At 69.9% G+C, this 17,728-nt stretch carries 12 protein-coding genes; 6 read left to right on the plus strand and 6 right to left on the minus strand.

From position 1 onward, the window contains the following. The first annotated feature begins 62 nt into the window (after positions 1–62). Positions 63–806: a class I SAM-dependent methyltransferase gene (locus FNH24_RS16985; protein WP_152363412.1), complete on the plus strand. Its 744-nt coding sequence runs from the start codon at positions 63–65 to the stop codon at positions 804–806. Here the strand turns inward: FNH24_RS16985 and FNH24_RS16990 are convergent. Continuing rightward, positions 796–2,370: a hypothetical protein gene (locus FNH24_RS16990; RefSeq protein WP_152363413.1), complete on the minus strand. Its 1,575-nt coding sequence runs from the start codon at positions 2,368–2,370 to the stop codon at positions 796–798. The genes FNH24_RS16985 and FNH24_RS16990 overlap by 11 nt on opposite strands. A 163-nt stretch (positions 2,371–2,533) precedes the next feature. After that, positions 2,534–3,889, minus strand: coding sequence for a M14 family zinc carboxypeptidase (locus FNH24_RS16995; RefSeq protein WP_152363414.1), 1,356 nt, complete (start codon positions 3,887–3,889; stop codon positions 2,534–2,536). A 168-nt stretch (positions 3,890–4,057) separates the two neighbouring features. Between FNH24_RS16995 and rimO the strand changes: the two genes are divergently transcribed. The 5 genes from rimO to FNH24_RS17020 all read left to right on the plus strand — a co-directional run bounded on the left by rimO (position 4,058) and on the right by FNH24_RS17020 (position 9,249). Further along, positions 4,058–5,545, plus strand: coding sequence for a 30S ribosomal protein S12 methylthiotransferase RimO (gene rimO, locus FNH24_RS17000; protein ID WP_152363415.1), 1,488 nt, complete (start codon positions 4,058–4,060; stop codon positions 5,543–5,545). Further along, positions 5,535–6,128 (plus strand): CDP-diacylglycerol--glycerol-3-phosphate 3-phosphatidyltransferase, encoded by a 594-nt coding sequence (gene pgsA / locus FNH24_RS17005; RefSeq protein ID WP_152363416.1) that lies wholly within the window; start codon positions 5,535–5,537, stop codon positions 6,126–6,128. The genes rimO and pgsA overlap by 11 nt, the downstream gene beginning before the upstream one ends. After that, positions 6,125–6,595 (plus strand): CinA family protein, encoded by a 471-nt coding sequence (locus tag FNH24_RS17010; protein WP_152363417.1) that lies wholly within the window; start codon positions 6,125–6,127, stop codon positions 6,593–6,595. Before pgsA ends, FNH24_RS17010 begins: the two co-directional genes overlap by 4 nt. A gap of 176 nt (positions 6,596–6,771) precedes the next feature. Beyond that, a complete protein-coding gene (locus tag FNH24_RS17015) occupies positions 6,772–7,083 on the plus strand; it encodes a helix-turn-helix domain-containing protein (protein WP_152363418.1) in 312 nt (103 codons plus the stop codon). A gap of 1,302 nt (positions 7,084–8,385) precedes the next feature. Continuing rightward, positions 8,386–9,249 (plus strand): alpha/beta fold hydrolase, encoded by an 864-nt coding sequence (locus tag FNH24_RS17020; protein WP_152363419.1) that lies wholly within the window; start codon positions 8,386–8,388, stop codon positions 9,247–9,249. Positions 9,250–9,321: 72 nt separating this feature from the next. Here the strand turns inward: FNH24_RS17020 and FNH24_RS17025 are convergent, their stop codons facing one another. From FNH24_RS17025 to FNH24_RS17040, 4 genes are all read right to left on the minus strand, one after another. Next, positions 9,322–10,188, minus strand: coding sequence for a carbohydrate ABC transporter permease (locus FNH24_RS17025; RefSeq protein ID WP_152363420.1), 867 nt, complete (start codon positions 10,186–10,188; stop codon positions 9,322–9,324). Continuing rightward, positions 10,185–11,342 carry a carbohydrate ABC transporter permease gene (locus FNH24_RS17030; protein ID WP_152363421.1) on the minus strand — a complete coding sequence of 386 codons (1,158 nt, stop codon included), beginning with the start codon at positions 11,340–11,342 and terminating at the stop codon, positions 10,185–10,187. Before FNH24_RS17030 ends, FNH24_RS17025 begins: the two co-directional genes overlap by 4 nt. After that, positions 11,339–12,688 carry an ABC transporter substrate-binding protein gene (locus FNH24_RS17035; protein WP_152363422.1) on the minus strand — a complete coding sequence of 450 codons (1,350 nt, stop codon included), beginning with the start codon at positions 12,686–12,688 and terminating at the stop codon, positions 11,339–11,341. The genes FNH24_RS17030 and FNH24_RS17035 overlap by 4 nt, the downstream gene beginning before the upstream one ends. Before the next feature lie 167 nt (positions 12,689–12,855). After that, positions 12,856–17,673, minus strand: coding sequence for an Lhr family helicase (locus FNH24_RS17040; RefSeq protein ID WP_246186944.1), 4,818 nt, complete (start codon positions 17,671–17,673; stop codon positions 12,856–12,858). Positions 17,674–17,728 lie beyond the last annotated feature (55 nt).

Genomic DNA, 17,728 nt, shown 5'->3' on the forward strand with positions numbered 1-17,728 from the left:
CAGCTCGCCGCCGGCCCGCGCGTTTCCGTGCGGGCCGGGACCAGGATCAGTACGCTGCGGCGATGTACTACATCGACTTCCTCACCGAGGTCCATCGCCGGCACCGCCCGGGCGCCTACCTCGAGATCGGCGTCGCCAGCGGGAAGAGCCTGCGGCTGGCCGGCTGCCGGGCGGTGGGCGTCGACCCGGCGTTCGCGATCACCACGCCGCTGGACAACGACGTGGCCGTGCTGCGGACGACCAGCGACGAATACTTCAACCGGCCGGACCCGATGCAGGTCACCAAGGGGCAGCCGTACGAGCTCGCGTTCATCGACGGGCTGCACCTGTTCGAGTTCGCGCTGCGCGACTACATCAACACCGAGCGGCACTCCAGTGCGCACGGCATGATCATTCTCGATGACATGTACCCGCGGACCGTCGACGAGGCGGCCCGGGTCCGGCACACCGACGCCTGGACCGGGGATGTGTTCTGGATCATCGAGGTGCTGGCCAAGTATCGGCCGGAGCTGACCGTCGTCGGCGTCGACACCCAGCCGACCGGGCTGCTGCTCGTCCTCGGCCTGGATCCGGCCGACACGACCCTGACCGATCATTACGACGAGATCCTGGCCGAGTTCCGGCGCTCCGACCCGCAGCCCGTGCCGGCGGCGATCCTGGACCGGTCCAGCGTGTTCCCGGCGGCCCGGCTGCTGGAGTCGGAACTGATCGAGGCGGCTCGTTCGGCCGAGACGCCGGCCGAGATTCAGGCGAATCTGCAGCGGGTCGCGGCGTCCCGGCTCGGCGCGGACTTCGTCAACGCTTGAGCAGTCGCCGCATCCGGCGATAGACCGACCGCGCCGTGATCTGCCGTCCGTTGGTCGCCTTGCCGGCCGGTGTCGGTTTCGAGGCTCTTGGGGCGGGTGAACTCGGGGCGGCGGGCTTCGGGGCCGCGGCCTTCGGAGCGGGCGTCGGTGGCTTCGGTACGGGCGCCGGCTTCGGTCGGACCTGGATCCGACCGAGCGGCGAGATGTCCAGCACCAGCGACAACGGCGTGTTCGCGGCGCCGAACTTGGTGGACAGGCCGACCTGGCCGCTGAGGCCGGAGACGTAGGCCACGAGTCGGGCCACGCCGTCCTGCTCGACGATCCGGGCGGGCAGCCGCAACCCGCCCAGGCCGATCTCGCCGGCGAGGTCGGCGCCGGGCTCGGCGGCGATCCGGGGGAGTTCGAGCCGCAGCAGGGTGCCCCGGGCCGAATCGGTGATGATCGCGTCCCCGGCGTCGGCCTGCTGCACCAGGCTCTGCCGGCGGCAACCGACATCGAGATGCAGCCGATCGCCGATGGTCACCACGCCGACCGGCCGGCCCTCGATGATCGCGCCGCTCGGCCCGGCGCCACGCAGCGGTGCCTGCGCGTGCAGCCCGTCGCCGACCAGGTCGCCGTACAGCTGATGGATCGCCGTCTCGATCGGCCGGCCGTCCCGGTCGGACCGCGGGTCGAGCTCGGCCCGGATCCGTACCTCACGGGTGCTGCCGGGGTCGCCGGCGCTGAGCCACTGGGTTTCGGTCGGCAGGACCAGCTCGACTCCGTGCACGGGCTCGCGGACCCGGAGTACGCCGACCGGCGCCGGCTCGGTCTCGGCCAGCCCGGCGACCCGGCCGGTGCACTCGAGCAGCAACCGGCCGTCGGCCCAGTGCGTCGTCGGCGGATCCCAGGTCAGCGTCACCGGGCCGCGGGGCCGCTCGAGCTCGCGCAACCGGTCCGCGACGCCGGTCGACCCCTCCGGCAGCCCGTCGATCGGCTCCGGTTGCCAGCCGCCGCGACCCCGGAGGTCCAGGCCCGGATAGCCGATCAGGATGGCGATCTCGGGGTCGCCGGCGAGCAGTTGGGCCCTGGAATCCGGCGCGTCGGCCAGCAACCGGCGCCGGATCAGCACCGCCGGTTCGCGGACCGCGGCGGCCCGCAGGTCGTCGGGGTCGGCCGCCCGGCCGAACAGGATCGGATCGGTATGGGCGCCGGCAAGGCCGACCGAACGGGCGACGACCAGATCGGCGTCGAGGGCGACCAGCCGTTCCAACGATTGCGGCAGCAACCGGTCCTCGGGCCGTACGGTGAGCACGCGCTCGGCCTTCGCCGCCCCGATGGCCGCGGTCCGGAGCGCGCGCTCGCCCTGGTCCCCGGAATCCGGAGCGACGGCGACGACCCGCACGTTGGGGCGGCGCCGGGACTGGGCATGCAGCGACTCCCAGGGCTCGCCGGGCCGGTCCGGAACCGCAACGACGATTTCGAACTCGTCCTGCCGCAGCGACTGCCGGTCGCAGGAGCCGAAGAGTCCGACCAGGTCGGCCGGCTTGGCGACCGGAACAAGCACACTCACCAGGGGGGTCATGCTCGCCCATCCTTCACCGCCGGGCCGGGTGCTGGCGAGCCCGCCACGCCGCTATTTCAGTGGGCAGAAGGGGCGCCGTGTCGCGATCTCTCTTCGCGCCGGCGACTGCCACGTAGCAGACGCCGGTTTCCTCGCGCACGAAGAGAAATCGCGACAACCGCGCTCAGCAGGTCTCGACCGGCTCCGCTTCGGTGAGTCGGTATTCGGACCGGGCGTCGAGCAGCAGCGGGATCAGTCCCCGGGTCGGCTGACCGAGCGACACCAGCCTGCCGCCGTCGATGGCCGTCGTGGTGATCCCGTGCAGGCCGAGGGTGGACTTCAGTTCCGAGAACTGGGCGGCGGTCAGGCGATAGCCGCACATCGGGTGCGCCTCGACCTGATTGGCCGCCGTCGGAATCATGTCGTCCTGGCCACCGAAGTAGATCACCCCGGACTGCTCGGCGCCGGCCTTCGTCTGGCGTGCGGCGGCGGCCGCGGTCTCCTCGATCAGTTGCTCGCGGTTCTCCTGCACCATCTGGATGCTGCCGATCGCGCTGTTGTAGTTGACCGTCACCCGGCGCCGGTTGAGCAGCGCGTCGTCGGCCTCTTCCTCGTCGTTCAGCGGCGCGTTCGCCGTCTCGCTGAGCATGCCGACCACGTTGACCAGGCCGGCGTAGTTGCGCAGGATCCGGCCCTGGCCGTCGCCGGCGACCTGCAGGTACGGTTCGCCGTCCTTGATCAACTGGCCGTAGACGCCCGAGGTGTAACCGAGCGAGGTGACCTGGGCGGAGGCGTAGTCGTTGCTCATCTGCTTGGCCAGGGCGTACGTGCCGGGATCGACGTTGCGGTTGCGCGGCCACAGGTGCAGCAGGTCGGTGTCGTAGTGCTCCCGCGGACCGTACTCGTGCAGATCGTTGAGGGTGTCGGGCTTCCAGTCCCGGATCGCCTTCAGGACGGCCTGACCCTCGGGCGTCGCCCCGGCCAGGTAGTCCCGGTTGACGTCGGTGCCGTCGGCGTTGCCGCGGGTGTCGGCGACCCAGCCGTCGGGGTTGGCGTTGACGAACAGCACCGTGGTCTGTTCGAGGAAACGGATCACGTTCGCATCGGTGCTCAGGGCCAGATCCCGGTCCAGCTGCAGGCAGGCCTCGCGGCCGGACGGCTCGTCGCCGTGGACCGAGCAGACGAACATCGCGACCGACCCGGCCGCCGCCTCCTTGACCGACTTCGGCGCCGGCGCGCCGACAGCGACCAACTGGACCGGCCGGCCCTCGATCGTCTTGCCGATGTTCTGCACCGCGACCCGGTCGCTCGCCGCGGCCAGCGAGCGGTAGTACCGGAGTGATTGCGGGTGGGTCGTCCAGGCGGCGCCGTCGGATTTCTCGAACGGCGTGGGCAACTCGTCCGCGGCGGTGGCGATGGCGGTGCTCAGGTTCGGCTCGTTGCCGGGTTGCGGGTTCGGCTGGGCCTGGGCGGACACGACGAAGGTGGAGGTCAGCAGGGCCGCGGTGGCGGCCGCGGCGACGATGAATCGACGTTTCATGACACGGTTCCCCTTTGAAGTCTCGGTCCCGGCCGACTCAGGAGGTGGCGACCGGACCGGTGATGGACGCAAGCAAAATTGGCCGGCGCGGCTCTGTCAATGGCCCGACCCCGGCCGTGGGTCGCCGATTCCGGAAGGCTCGTCCAGCGCTGTCATACTGGTCCGGTCATGACTGCTGAGACCCGCCCCGACACACTCACCTCGGTCCACCTGATCACCCTCGGCTGCGCCCGGAACGAGGTCGACTCCTCCGAACTCGCGGCCCGCCTCGAGGGCGGTGGCTTCCGCCTCGTCGACGACCCCGAGGACGCCGACGCGGTGATGGTGAACACCTGCGGCTTCATCGAGGCCGCCAAGAAGGATTCGGTCGACACCCTGCTCGCCGCCGCCGACCTGAAGACCGACGGCAAGGCGCAGGCCGTGGTCGCGGTCGGCTGCATGGCCGAGCGGTACGGGTCCGAGCTGGCCGAATCGCTGCCGGAGGCCGACGCGGTGCTCGGCTTCGACGACTACGCCTCGGTGGCCGAACGGCTGCAGTCGATCCTGAACGGCGACAAGCACACCTCGCACGTGCCGCGGGACCGGCGGACCCTGCTGCCGATCTCGCCGGTCGACCGTCAGGCCGCCGCCGGGGTCGCCGCGATTCCGGGCCATGCCGCGCCCGACCTGCCGACCGGCCTGGCCCCGGCCAGTGGTCCGCGGGTGGTCCGGCGCCGGCTGGACGGCGCGCCGTCGGCGCCGCTGAAGCTGGCGTCCGGCTGTGACCGCCGCTGCACCTTCTGCGCCATCCCGTCCTTCCGCGGCGCGTACGTGTCCCGGACGCCGGCCGAGATCGTCGCGGAGGCCGAGTGGCTGGCCGAGAACGGGGTCCGCGAGGCGTTCCTGGTCAGCGAGAACTCCTCCTCCTACGGCAAGGATCTGGGCGACATCCGGCTGCTGGAGCGGCTGCTCGGCGACCTCGCCGCGATCGACGGCCTGGACTGGGTCCGGGTCTCCTACCTGCAGCCGGCCGAGACCCGGCCGACCCTGGTCGAGACGATGGCGACGACCCCGGGCGTGGTGCCGTACTTCGACCTGTCCTTCCAGCACGCCTCCGGCCCGGTGCTGCGACGGATGCGCCGGTTCGGTCAGGCCGAGACCTTCCTGGACCTGATCGCGTCGATCCGCAAGCTGGCTCCGCGGGCCGGGATCCGGAGCAACGTGATCTGCGGCTTCCCCGGCGAGACCGAGGAGGACGTCCAGATCCTGTCCGACTTCCTGATCGCCGCCCGGCTGGACGCGATCGGTGTGTTCGGCTACTCCGACGAGGACGGGACCGAGGCAGCCGGTTACGACGGCAAGGTCAGCGAGGACGAGATCGACGCCCGACGCAACCACCTGACCGACCTGGCCGACGAACTGGTGGCCGAGCGGGCGGAGGAGCGGATCGGCGAGCCGGTCCGGGTGCTGATCGAGGAGCTCGAGGACGGCGAGGTGATCGGCCGGGCCGAGCACCAGGGCCCCGAGGTGGACGGCTCGACCGCGGTGCTGGGACTGTCCGATCCGAAGCCGGGCGACATCGTCGCGGCGACCGTGGTCGGCACCGACGGCGTCGACCTGATCGCCGAAGTCGACGGCCCCGGTCGTCGCGGTGACGAGGGCCGGCGTGACGGCTGATCATCCGGCCGAGCCTGCGGCGACGACCGTGTCGCCGTGGAACCTGCCGAACGCCCTCACGGTGCTGCGGATCATCCTGGTCCCGATCTTCGCCTGGATGCTGCTGGCCCACCCGGATGACGTCGTCTGGCGGATCGTCACCACCCTCGTCTTCGCCGCTGCGATCGGCACCGACTCGATCGACGGTCATCTGGCCCGGAAATACAACCTGATCACCAGCTTCGGCAAGCTGGCCGATCCGATCGCCGACAAGGCGCTGACCGGGATGGCGTTCATCGGCCTGTCGATCATCGGCGAGCTGTGGTGGTGGGTCACCATCGTGATCTTGGTCCGCGAGTGGGGGATCACGATCATGCGGTTCGTGATGCTGCGGTACGGGGTGATGGCGGCCGGTCGCGGCGGCAAGATCAAGACTGTGGTGCAGTCCGCCGCCTTGATCATCGCGCTGCTGCCGCTGCCCGGCTGGGCGCTGCCGATCTCCTGGACCGTGATGGGTGCGGCCCTGATCCTGACCGTGATCACCGGCGTCGACTACGTGCTGGAGGCCCGCCGCGTCCGCGCGGCCGGAAGGTCCCCGGCGTGACCGACCCGGCCACTCGGGCGATCGCCCGGCTGACCGAGCTAGGCCAGACCCTGGCCACCGCCGAGTCGCTGACCGGTGGGTCGGTCGGGGCTCGGCTCACCGACGTGCCCGGCGCCTCGGCGGCCTACCGGGGCGGGTTGATCGTCTACGCGACCGAGCTGAAGGCCGAGTTGGCCGGCGTGGCCCTGGAGACGCTCGACCGCGACGGTGCCGTCGCCGAATCGACCGCCGGCGAACTGGCCGTGGGAGCGGCGAGCCGATGCCAAGCGACCTGGGGCCTCTCCACCACCGGAGTCGCCGGACCGGATCAACAGGAGGGCCATCCGGCCGGCACCGTGTTCGTCGGTCTGGCCCGGGGCGAGGAACGGGTCGAGGTGCGCCGGCTCAGCCTGGCCGGCGACCGGGCGCAGATCCGGCGACAGACCGTCGACCAAGCCCTGTCCCTCCTGCTCGACCACCTCGGCTGAGATCGAGACCGGAGCCGCAGCCGAACAGGGCGCGCCGTTGGATGGATCCTCGCGGCCGGATCTGAGTCGCGGGCCGGGAGCGGAGTTCGGCTGTCTCTTCTCGGAATGCGGGCACCCTGCGGTGTGTTGGGGTGTGGTGTGCGTGAGTTGTCGGACGAGGTAGGTAGAGTTTCGGTATGCGACCGGAGGATTCGTTGAGACCAGTGCTGATGCGCGAGCTGATCGGCGAGTCCTTGCGCGAGGAGCGAGTCACCCAGGGCAAGACGCTGCGTGAGGTGTCGAAGAGCGCCCGGGTCAGCCTCGGTTACCTGTCCGAAGTGGAACGCGGCCAGAAGGAAGCTTCCAGCGAATTGCTCGCCTCGATCTGCGGCGCCCTCGAGCTCCCACTCTCGGTTGTGCTGAGCACGGTCAGCGAGAAGATGGCCCGCCAGGAACTGCTGGCCAAGGTCCCCACCATCCGCCCCGTCGCCCGCGTCGCCGCTGCCTGACCCCTTCACTCCGTCACGAACGCCCGGCTACGGCCGGGCGTTCGGCATCTCGACGCAGTTCGCCGTCGACTTCCTGCGGCTGATTCATCACCGATGATCTTGGATCGGTCGCGTCGTGAAATTCCTCGTTCCCTGAGCCTGTCGAAGCGCCGTCCTGAGCCTGTCGAAGGGGGCAAGCCAGGTGGCGCCCCGCCTGTTCGTTCCCTGAGCCTGTCGAAGGGGGCAAGCCAGGTGGTGCCTTCCCGGAACAGGGCCCACCGGCCGGAAAGGACGCACCAAGAGCGGATGGGCTGGGCTGGGCGGCCGGACTCATGCCCGGCAGCCGGTACGGCCTGTTGAACGGAAAGACACACCAAGGGGCGGGCGGGTGGTAGCGATGGCTAGTGCCCTGCGCCCGAAGTTCGCTACATAATTCAGCGCGCTGAAGTGGCGATCTGCCGCGTTCTCCTCCGTCGCGGTACGACCCGGTAGCACTCCATCGTCGGCCTTGCAGCTCACCACTTCATCCCACTGACTTATGCACCGAACTTCGGGCGCAGGGCACTTGGTGTTGTTCGCCGGGTGCCGGTCTCGCCCGGGCCAAGGGTCGTGTTGGCCCGAGGTCGTGCCGCCGGGTTCGTTGAGGCGGCGCTCCCATCGGTGTCGGCGAAGGGGCTGGCCCGGAAGAGCGTCGAGCGCGGCCACCGACCTCACCGCCTCCGAGTGGACTGCTTGGCCGCTGGTTTCTGCCTAGGGGTGGCCAACCAGTCCACTCGGTCCGCGCCGGCGTCTGATCCGGACTCACCTGGTCCCAACCTCCGGCTTCGCGCCCTCTTGTGCGGCTTCGCCCCACCTACAACGGTCGCGAAGCACGAGTAACGGGCGCGGAGTCGGGTGATCGTGCCGGTCCGTGCCCGGCTCCGGGAACTGAGCCGAAGTGACCGCCGACGAACGCATCGAAATCCGCGCCGAACCCGCGGCCGGGCGTTAGTCCGCCGCCCAGCCCAGCCGTACTCGGTGCGTCCTTCCGGCCGGTAGGCGGTTATCCCCGCGAGGGGCACCCCGTGGCTTGCCCCTTCGACAGGCTCAGGGAACGAGCAAAAGGGGCGCCTCCTGGCTTGCGCCCTGGGACGGGCCAGGACGGGGCTTCGGCAGGCTCAGGGGTCAGCCCTTGACGGCGCCTTGCGGTGAAGCCACGGACGAAGAGGCGCTGCAGGGAAGAAGACCTGCATCGGGTCGGCCATCGAGACGAGGGCCGCGGTGGGCAGCAACTGGATGCCGTCGCTGCGATGAGTTTCTGACCTCGCGCGGGTCTACTCGGACATGACCACCAAGTCCACTCGTACCGTCGACGCGCCCGATGCCGTACTCACCTTCGACGTCCGCGAACCGTCGACGCCGGGCGAGCACCGGCCGCTGTTCATCTTCGGCTCGCCGATGGGCGCTTCCGGCTTCGACCAACTGGTCGATCAGTTCGACGATCGCATCGTGATCACCTACGACCCGCGTGGCATGGAGCGGAGCACCCGGGACCCGGCCGCCGAACTGACCGTCGAGACCCACGCCGAGGACTACCACCGGGTCGTCGTCGCCGCGGGACTCGGACCGGTCGATGCCTTCGGCTCCAGCGGTGGAGGAATGTGCGGGCTGCACTGGATCGTTGCCCACCCCGAGGACGTCCGAACCTTCGTCTCGCACGAGCCACCCCTGATCGCCCTGGTGGAGGACGCCGATGCTGCCCAGCGGGTCGGCGCGGACATCGTGGAGACCTACCGGCGGGACGGTTACGGGCCGGCCATGGCCAAGTTCCTGCGGATGGTGATGCACGACGGGCTGATGACGGACCTTCTCTCCGCTCCGGCGCCGGATCCGGCTCAGTTCGGCCTGCCGACCGAGGACGACGGGTCCCGCGACGACCTCCTGCTCAGCGGGAACCTCGCGATGCCGCCGTTCCGGCCGGACTTCCCGTCGATCAAGGCAGGCCCCGTGCGCCTCGTCGCGGCGATCGGCGCGGCCAGCGGCGCGGGAATGGCGTGTCGGGGCGGCCGGGCGCTCGCCGCCGGACTGGGCGTCGAGCCGATGATCTTTCCCGGCGACCATGGCGGCTTCGCGGCCAACGAGTGGGCGCCGGGCAACGACCCCGTGGCCTTCGCCGCGAAGCTGCGGGACGTGATCGACCGAGCCTGACCGGGGCCGCTGCCGCGTCGGGGCCCAGCAGAGGCCATGGCGCGGCTGCAGACGGCAGGGCGGCTGCGCCGGTCAGCCCTTGACGGCGCCGGCGGTGAGGCCGCGGACGAAGAAGCGCTGCAGGGAGAAGAAGACCAGCATCGGGACGGCCATGGAGACGAAGGCCGCGGCCGGGAGCAGTTCGAAGCCCTGACCCTGGGCGCCGAGGAGGGCCTGCAGGGTGACGATCACGGTCGCGCTCTCGCCCGAGCCGAGGAAGAGCAGGGCGATCAGCAGGTCGTTCCAGACCCAGATGAACTGCAGGATGCCGAACGCGGCGATCGCCGGCACGGACATCGGCACGATCAGTCGCCAGAAGGTCTGGAAATGGGTCGCGCCGTCGATCTTGGCCGACTCGATCACCGTCCCCGGCAGCGTCGACATGTAGTTGCGCAGCGTGTAGATCGCCAGCGGCATGCCGAAGCCGGTGTGCAGGATCCAGACCGCGAGATATTGGCCGTTGATGTTCAGGTTGTTCGGCCCGAGCAGGTCGAGCATCGGCACGAAGGCGACCTGGATCGGCACCACCATCACGGCGACGATGATCACGAACAGCACGTCCCGGCCCCAGAACTTCATGAAGGTGAACGCGTAGGCCGCGAACGCCGCGAACATGATCGGGATGATCGTCCCCGGGATCGCCACCACCAGGCTGTTCAGGAACGAGCCGGCCATGTCGGTGTTCGCGCCGGTGAGCACGTTGCGGTAGTTGTCGATCGTCCAGCCACTGCCGAACGGGTTGAACAGGGCGGTCCACCAGCCGGTCGACACCTGATCGTCGACCGGGCGGAAGGACGTGATCAACAAGCCGAGGGTCGGGATCGACCAGAGGATGACCAGGCCGATCATGATGATCCAGGCCGGGATGTTGCGCGGCTTGATAGTTGGGCCGTCACTCATCGCATGGCCTCCTCTTTGCGGAACGACCGGACCTGGTAGATCAACACCGGCGTGACCGCGATCAGCAGCACGACCACGATGGCCGAGGCGACCCCGGACTGGGAGTTGGCGAAGATCTCCCGGAAGAACAGGTTGGCGATCACGTCGGTGTTGAACTGGCCGTTGGTCATCACGTACACGATGTCGAACACCTTGAGGACCAAGATCACCAGCGTGACGAAGACGGTCACCATGGTGCCGCGGATCTGCGGAATGACGATCTGCATGAAGATCTGGAACTCGTTCGCGCCGTCGATCCGGCCGGCCTCGAGGGTGTCTTCCGGCACGCCCTTGATCGCCGACGACAGCAACACCATGCCGAAGCCGACCTGCAGCCAGATCAGGATGACCATCAGCAGCAGACTGTTCAGCCGGAGCTGGTTCTGGCTGAGCCAGGACACCGGGTCGCCGCCCGTGCCGGTGACCAGCGCGTTGAGCAGGCCGGTCTGCGGCTGGCCGGCCGGCTGGTACGCATACATGGCGCCCCAGATCGTGGCCGCGCCGACGAAGGAGATCGCCATCGGCAGGAAGACCAGGCTCTTGGTGATGTTCTCCGCGCCGGTCGGCAGCCGGTCGGCGAGCACCGCGACGATGGTGCCGAAGAACACCACCGCCGCCGGGACGATCAACAGCCAGAGCAGGTTGTTGATCATCGCCGACCAGAACTCCGGATTGGCGAGGATCGTGGCGTAGTTGCCGAGGCCGATGTAGGCGGTGCTGTCGGAGTTGGCGAAGCTGTAGTTGATCGTCTGCACCGTCGGATAAAGCAGCATCAGGCCGATCAGACCGACGCCCGGCAGCAGGAAGGCGTAGGGCAGGATCTTGCCGGAAGCCCGGTCCGGCAGGGCTTCGACGAACATGTTGATGAAGTAGAAGACCGCGGCGGCGCCGCCGACCCCGAGGACAACGGCCAGCAGGCCCTGCAACAGCTTGGGGAAGTACTGCGGGTAGTAAGCGAACGCCTGGAACAGGGTGCCGATGCCGGCGATCAGGACCCAGATCGCGATCACCGCGATGATCAGCCGCACCACCCCCGGGAGCCGGCGCAGTCCGTTTCCCGGCGGACTGTCAGGCCCCGCGGCCGAGCGCTCCTGCTGCGCCGCGTCCGCGGTCACTTCGGCCACGATGCCTCGATCTGATCAGTGACCTCTTTGGTGGACTTGGTGCCGCGGACCCAGTCGACCATGCCGGTCCAGAAGGTGCCGGAGCCGACCGCCTTGGGCATCAGGTCCGACCCGTCGAAGCGGAAGACGTCGGCGTCGGCGGCCATCTTGGCGATCTTGCGGGTGGTTTCGTCCGGATACTTGCTCTGGTCGAAGGTCTTGTGCGGCGACAGGTAACCACCGTCGGCCGCCCACTGCTGCCCGAACTGGTCGGAGGTGAGGAACTTCATCAACTCGATCGCATCCGGGTCGTTGCCGTTGAAGAGCCCGGCCAGGTCGCCGCCGCCGAGCACAGGGCTGCCGGAGTATTCGCCGTCATAGCGGGGGAACTTCATCACGTCGACCTTGTTGTCCAGGTCGGCCTGCACCTCCTTGGGATAGAAGGAGTAGGCGAAGTTGGCCTGGCGGTGCAGCATGCACTTCGGCGGCGTCTGGAACGCCGGATTCATCGCGTCGCCGAACGGGGTGTTGATCACGCCGTCGGCCCCGCCGAACACGTTGCCCTCGGTCTTGATGATCTTGCCGAAGGCGTCGAAGGCCTGCTGCACCCGCTCGTCGTTGAACGGGATCCGATGGCTTGTCCAGTCGTCGTACACATCCGGACCCCACATCCGGAGCATGTATTCCTCGATCCAGTCGGTGCCGACCCAGCCGGTGGACTGATCGGCGTTGAAGCCGATGCACCACGGCGCGATGCCGGAGTCGCGGATCTTGTCGCCGACCTGCTCCAGTTGCTGGATCGAGTCGACATCGGTCGGGTAGCCGGCCTCCTCGTAGGACTTCGGCATCCACACCACGCTCTTCACGGCCATCCGCACCGGCGCCCCGTACACCCGTCCGTTGAGCCGGGACGACTCGAGGAAGCCGGGGACCAGGGTGCGGTCGATCGCGTCGTAGTCGAGGAACGTGTCGATCGGAGCGACCTGCTTCAGCGCCGCCATCTCCAACAGACCGCCCGGCTGCGGGAAGAGCGCGATGTCGGGCATGTCCCCGCCCTGCACCCTGGTCTTGATGATCGTCGCGAAGTCGGAGGAGCCGGTGTACGACACGGCAATCCCGGTGCGCTGCTCGAACGCCTGCAACTCCTTCTGCAGGCCCTCCTGCTCGGCGCCGCTGAACGAACCGAAGATCTCAACCTGCTTGTCACCGTCGGCGGACCCACCGGAGGCCACCGCTTCGCCGCCACCGCCGCCGTCTCGGCTGCTCGCATTCGGATCCCGCAGACAACCGGCGAGGCCGAGCACCAACACCAGGCATCCGGCGATCACGGCCAGTAACCGCTTCGTTTGCGATCTCATCTATCACGCTCGCTTCCCCACGGGGCGCAGTCGCCCGCCGGATCGACCAGTCTTCTATCTCTACTCCCTCCGGCGGCAACTGTCCACCGCACGCGCCAACCGGTGATGGTTCAACTCCCCGAGTCAAGATCGTTATTCGAGCGTGCCGGAGGATCCGGTTTCCATGATCAAGAAGCAGAGCCGGCGGCCGGGCGGATCCTCAACCCCTGGGGCGTCATCACGAATCCCGCGTCCTGAAGCGCTTTCCGGACCGGTTCGGATCCGAAAACATGATCACCATCGGCTCGTTGTACGGTGAGCTTGCCGAGCTGACCGTGCCGCACCGCCGCGGCCAATGCCCGCGCCGCGGGGGCCAGCACCTCCGGTCGATCGACGAAGCTGAGCAGCGTCCGGCCGCCGCGTTCGACGTAGAAGATCAACTGTCCGCCGACCAGCACCACCAGGGCACCGGCCTTGCGACCCGGCCGGTGACCGGCCCGCTCCGGCCAGCCGAGGGCCGCGCCGTACGGATTCGCCGGGTCGCACGCCGACAGCACCAGCGCCGCCGGCTCGGTCGGTTCGGCCGACGCCGCGCGCAACCGGTCCACCGCGCCGGGCAGGGCGAACTGGGCCGCCCCCAACCCCTCGATGAAGTAGCCGCGCCGGCACTGACCCGATTCCTCCAGCGTGGCCAGGGCGCGATAGGCGGCGCCGAAGCCACCCTCGGTGCCCTCGGCGGTGACCGAACCGCGGGTCACCACGCCGTAGCGGTCCAGCCAGCCGAACACCTGGTCGGTGAACCTGGCCGACGCGCCGCGGGTCCGACCCGGATCCGGCGCCTGGTCCGCGGCCGCGGACTCGCCTCGCTCGATCAGCGACCAGCGGCCGGCGGTGGTGGGTGAGGCGTTGATCCGGGCCACCACCCGGGCCCGGAGTTGGGCTCGCAACTGACCCCGATGGGTCCGGCTCCGCGGCGCCGGCCGGCTCCGGTGTGCCCCGCCGGTGACCCGGGCCCGGACCGGCGCGAACGTGTCCCCGGTGATCAGGCCGGACCAGATCAGCTCCCACAGGGCGCTTTCATAGCCGGACGCCTCGTCGTCGTCACCGAGTCGCCGGGTCAGCTCGGTCAGGAAGGACGCGCCACCGGGCTGGAACGTGGAGAGCAACGCGACCGCCCGGTGGTCCTCGGGCTGCTGCTTGGCCGGCGGCGGCTCCATCCCCGGCAGCAGGAACCGGACCCAACCGTCCGAGTCGCCGAGCTGGCCGTCGCCGACCCAGCTGACCTCGCCGGCGGTGATCAACTGATCGAGCTGGGACGGCTGATAGTCGGCCACCCGGGCCGGCAGGATGATCGATTCGACCGCGCTCGCCGGCACCGGGTAGCCGGCCAGGGACTCCAGCGCGGTGAGCACGGCGTCGCTGCCGCGGGCCGGCGTGCCGACTCCGTGCCAGTCGATCAAGAAACGGGCGTAGGCGCCCTGCTCGACCGGCTCGACCTCGCGGCGCAGCAGGGCCAGGGTGCGCCGCTTGATCAACGCCAGCACCCGGTGGTGGCAGTACTGCCGCAGCTGCGACCGGTCCTCCTCCAGCTGGATGAACTGTCCGGCCACCACCGAGCCGTCGTCGATCAATCGGCGGCAGGCGTCCTCGACGGTGCCGAGCTCGAGCCCGTACCGGTCGGCGATGGTCTCGGCGACGAACGGGCCGTGTTGCCGGGCCCAGCGCAGCACCAGGTCGTCGATCGGCCGCGGCACCGGCTCGGTGAACGAGGCGGCGACTCCCGGCGGGACCGGGATTCCCAGCCCGTCCCGCAGCCGGGGCACATCCTCGACCACCGCGACCTGGTCGGTGCCGGCGATCCGCACCTCGACCAGCCGCCGCGCGGTGATCAACTCCTTGACCGCGCTCTCATGATCGAACTCGGGACGTTCGGGATCGGGCCGGGTGCGCAGCGCCAGCTCGTCCAACCGGTACGGGCCGGCCGTGCGGATCAGGTCGTACACCTGCTCGACGGTGCCGGCCTGCCGCTCCTCGCTCAGCGCCTGAAGGTCGGCCTCACAGGCGGCGATCACTCCCGGATCGAGCAGCTGCTTCAGCCCGTCCTTGCCGAGCAACTCGGCCAGCAGGGTCGCGTCCAAGGACAACGCGGCGGCCTTCTTCTCGGCCAGCGGCACGTCACCCTCGTAGACGAAGGCGCCGACATAGCCGAACAGCAGCGACCGGGCGAACGGCGACGGCTCGCTCGTCTCCACCTCGACCACCCGCAACTCGCGGCCCGCGATCGACTGCTGCACCTTGATCAACTCCGGCAGCTCGAACACGTCGGTCAGGCACTCCCGCATCGTCTCCAGCACGATCGGGAAATCCGGATACTTCGCTGCCACGCCGAGCAACTGGGCCGATCGCATCCGCTGCTGCCACAGCGGTGACCGGGCCCGCGGATCGCGCCGGGGGAGCAGCAGCGCCCGCGCCGCGCACTCGCGGAACCGCGAGGCGAACAGGGCTGAGCCGCCGACCTCGTCGGTGACGATCTGCTCCAACGCCTCGGGATCGATGATGATCAACTCCGGCCCGGGCGGGTCGGATTCGGTGTCCGGGATCCGCAGGATGATCCCGTCGTTGGTGGCCGTGGCTTGCACCTCGGTGCCGTACCGCTCCCGGGCGGCGTGCTCGATCGCCAACGCCCACGGCGTGTGCACGCCCAGCCCCAGCGGGGAATGCAGGCAGACCCGCCAGTCGCCGAGCTCGTCCCGGAACCGCTCGAAGATCACGGTCCGGTCGGTCGGCAACGCCCCGGTCGCCTGCTGCTGCTCGCCGAGATAGCCGATCAGGTTGCGGGCCGCATAGTCGTCCAGCCCGGCGCCCTGCAGCCGGCCGGTCGCCTGCTCGGGGTCGAGGCCGGCCAGCTCGCGGACGAAGCCGCCGAATGCGACCCCGAGCTCGGCCGGCCGGGCCGGCGCGTCGCCCTTCCAGAACGGCAGCCGCCCCGGCTGGCCGGGAGCGGGGGTGACCAGCACCTGGTCGTGGGTGATCTGTTCCACCCGCCAGCTGGTGGTGCCGAGGGTGAACACGTCACCCACCCGGGTCTCGTACACCATCTCTTCGTCGAGCTCACCGACGCGGCGCCCCGGCGTCGACGATTCGCCGGCCAGGAAGACACCGAACAGGCCGCGGTCCGGGATGGTGCCGCCGGACGTGACGGCCAGCCGTTGGGCGCCGGGCCGGGCGCTGAGCTGTCCCGTGTCCCGCTGCCAGACCAGCCGCGGCCGCAGCTCGGCGAAATCCTCCGACGGATAGCGCCCGCTGAGCATGTCGAGGACGGCGTCGAACGCGCTCCGCGGCAGGTCGGCGAAGTTGGCCGCCCGCCGCATCAGTTGGTAGACGTCGTCGGCCGCAACGTCGCCACCGGCGGCGATCGCCACGATCTGCTGGGCCAGCACGTCCAGCGGATTGCGCAGCTCGGCGACGGCCTCGATCGCGCCGGCCCGCATCCGTTCCACCACCACCGTCGACTCGATCAGGTCGCCCCGGTGGTTGGGGAAGAACACCCCGCGCGACACCGCGCCGACCTGGTGCCCGGCCCGGCCGACCCGCTGCAGCCCGCTGGCCACCGACGGCGGCGACTCGACCTGGACCACCAGGTCGACGGTGCCCATGTCGATGCCCAGCTCGAGCGAGGAGGTGGCGACCACACAGGGCAGCCGGCCCGACTTGAGGTCGTCCTCGATCTGGGCTCGCTGCTCCTTGCTGACCGAACCATGGTGGGCCCGGGCGACGATCGGCGCGGCCGACCCGTCCCGGCCCGCGGAGGAGCCGGACTGGGCCATGATCTCGGCCGGAGGTTCGTGGGGCTCGGCGGCCTCGCCGAGCCGCTCGGCGTGCAGCTCGTTGAGATGGGCGGTCAGTCGTTCGGCCAGCCGGCGGGAGTTGGCGAAGACCAGCGTGGTGCGGTGCCGGCCGATCAGGTCGAGGATCTTGCTCTCCACATGCGGCCAGATCGAGGGCGGTCGGCGGTTCTCCTCCGGCTCCAGGTCCTCGACCGGGTCCGGCTGGCGCGGCGCGGCGGCCGCCTGGAGGTCGCTCATGTCCTCGATCGGGACCACGAGCTCGAGCTGCCACGACTTCTGCGCCGGGGGAGCGACGATCGTCACCGGGTCGGTGCCGCCGAGATAGCGGGCGACCCGCTCCGGTGGGCGAACCGTCGCGGACAGCCCGATCCGCTGCAGCCGGGCTGCCGGTCGGGCTTGCCCTTCGACAGGCTCAGGGGACGTCGGTGGGGTGGGCTCAGGGGACGTGGATGGGGTGGGCTCAGGGGACGTGGATGGGGTGGGCTCAGGGGACGTGGATGGGGTGGGCTCGGGGGACGTGGATGGGGTGGGCTCAGGGGACGTGGATGGGGTGGGCTCGGGGGGCGAACTGATCAGTTCCTGCAGCCGCTCCAACGACACCGCCAGGTGGGCGCCGCGTTTGGTCCCGGCCAGCGAGTGCACCTCGTCGATGATCACCGTACGCACCGAGGCCAGCGTGTCCCGGGCGGCGGAGGTCAACATCAGGAACAGCGATTCGGGCGTGGTGATCATGATGTCCGGCGGGCGGGTGGCCAGCTTCCGCCGGTCCGCGGCGCTGGTGTCGCCGGACCGGATGCCGACCGTCACCCCCGGCATCGGCTCGCCCAGCCGGCCCGCGGCCCGGCCGATCCCGGCCAGCGGTGCCCGCAGGTTGCGTTCGACGTCGACGGCCAGCGCCTTCAGCGGTGATACGTACAACACCCGGCAGCGTTCCTTGGCTGGCGGCTCGGGCTCCCGGATCAGGCCGTCCAGCGCCCACAGGAACGCGGCCAGCGTCTTGCCCGACCCGGTCGGCGCGATCACCAACGCGTTTTCCCCGGACGAGATCGCCGACCAGGCTCCCGCCTGCGCCGCCGTCGGCTCGGCGAAGACGTCGCGGAACCAGGCCGCGGTCGCCGGAGCGAACGCGGCCAGCGGATCTACGCGCCGGGAAGCCACGGAACCATCCTGCACCCGGCCACTGACAGCCTCGAGCCCGCTGAACCCGCGCGGA

The organism is Microlunatus speluncae, from assembly GCF_009299835.1.
Taxonomy (GTDB): Bacteria; Actinomycetota; Actinomycetes; order Propionibacteriales; family Propionibacteriaceae; genus Microlunatus; species Microlunatus speluncae.

Coding starts and splice junctions, on each gene's coding strand:
- FNH24_RS17015 (WP_152363418.1), top strand. CDS start 6,772: ATGCGACCGGAGGATTCGTTGAGACCAGTGCTGATGCGCGAGCTGATC.
- rimO (WP_152363415.1), top strand. CDS start 4,058: ATGACTGCTGAGACCCGCCCCGACACACTCACCTCGGTCCACCTGATC.
- FNH24_RS17035 (WP_152363422.1), bottom strand. CDS start 12,688: ATGAGATCGCAAACGAAGCGGTTACTGGCCGTGATCGCCGGATGCCTG.
- FNH24_RS17025 (WP_152363420.1), bottom strand. CDS start 10,188: ATGAGTGACGGCCCAACTATCAAGCCGCGCAACATCCCGGCCTGGATC.
- FNH24_RS17020 (WP_152363419.1), top strand. CDS start 8,386: ATGACCACCAAGTCCACTCGTACCGTCGACGCGCCCGATGCCGTACTC.
- FNH24_RS16995 (WP_152363414.1), bottom strand. CDS start 3,889: ATGAAACGTCGATTCATCGTCGCCGCGGCCGCCACCGCGGCCCTGCTG.
- FNH24_RS16985 (WP_152363412.1), top strand. CDS start 63: ATGTACTACATCGACTTCCTCACCGAGGTCCATCGCCGGCACCGCCCG.
- FNH24_RS16990 (WP_152363413.1), bottom strand. CDS start 2,370: ATGACCCCCCTGGTGAGTGTGCTTGTTCCGGTCGCCAAGCCGGCCGAC.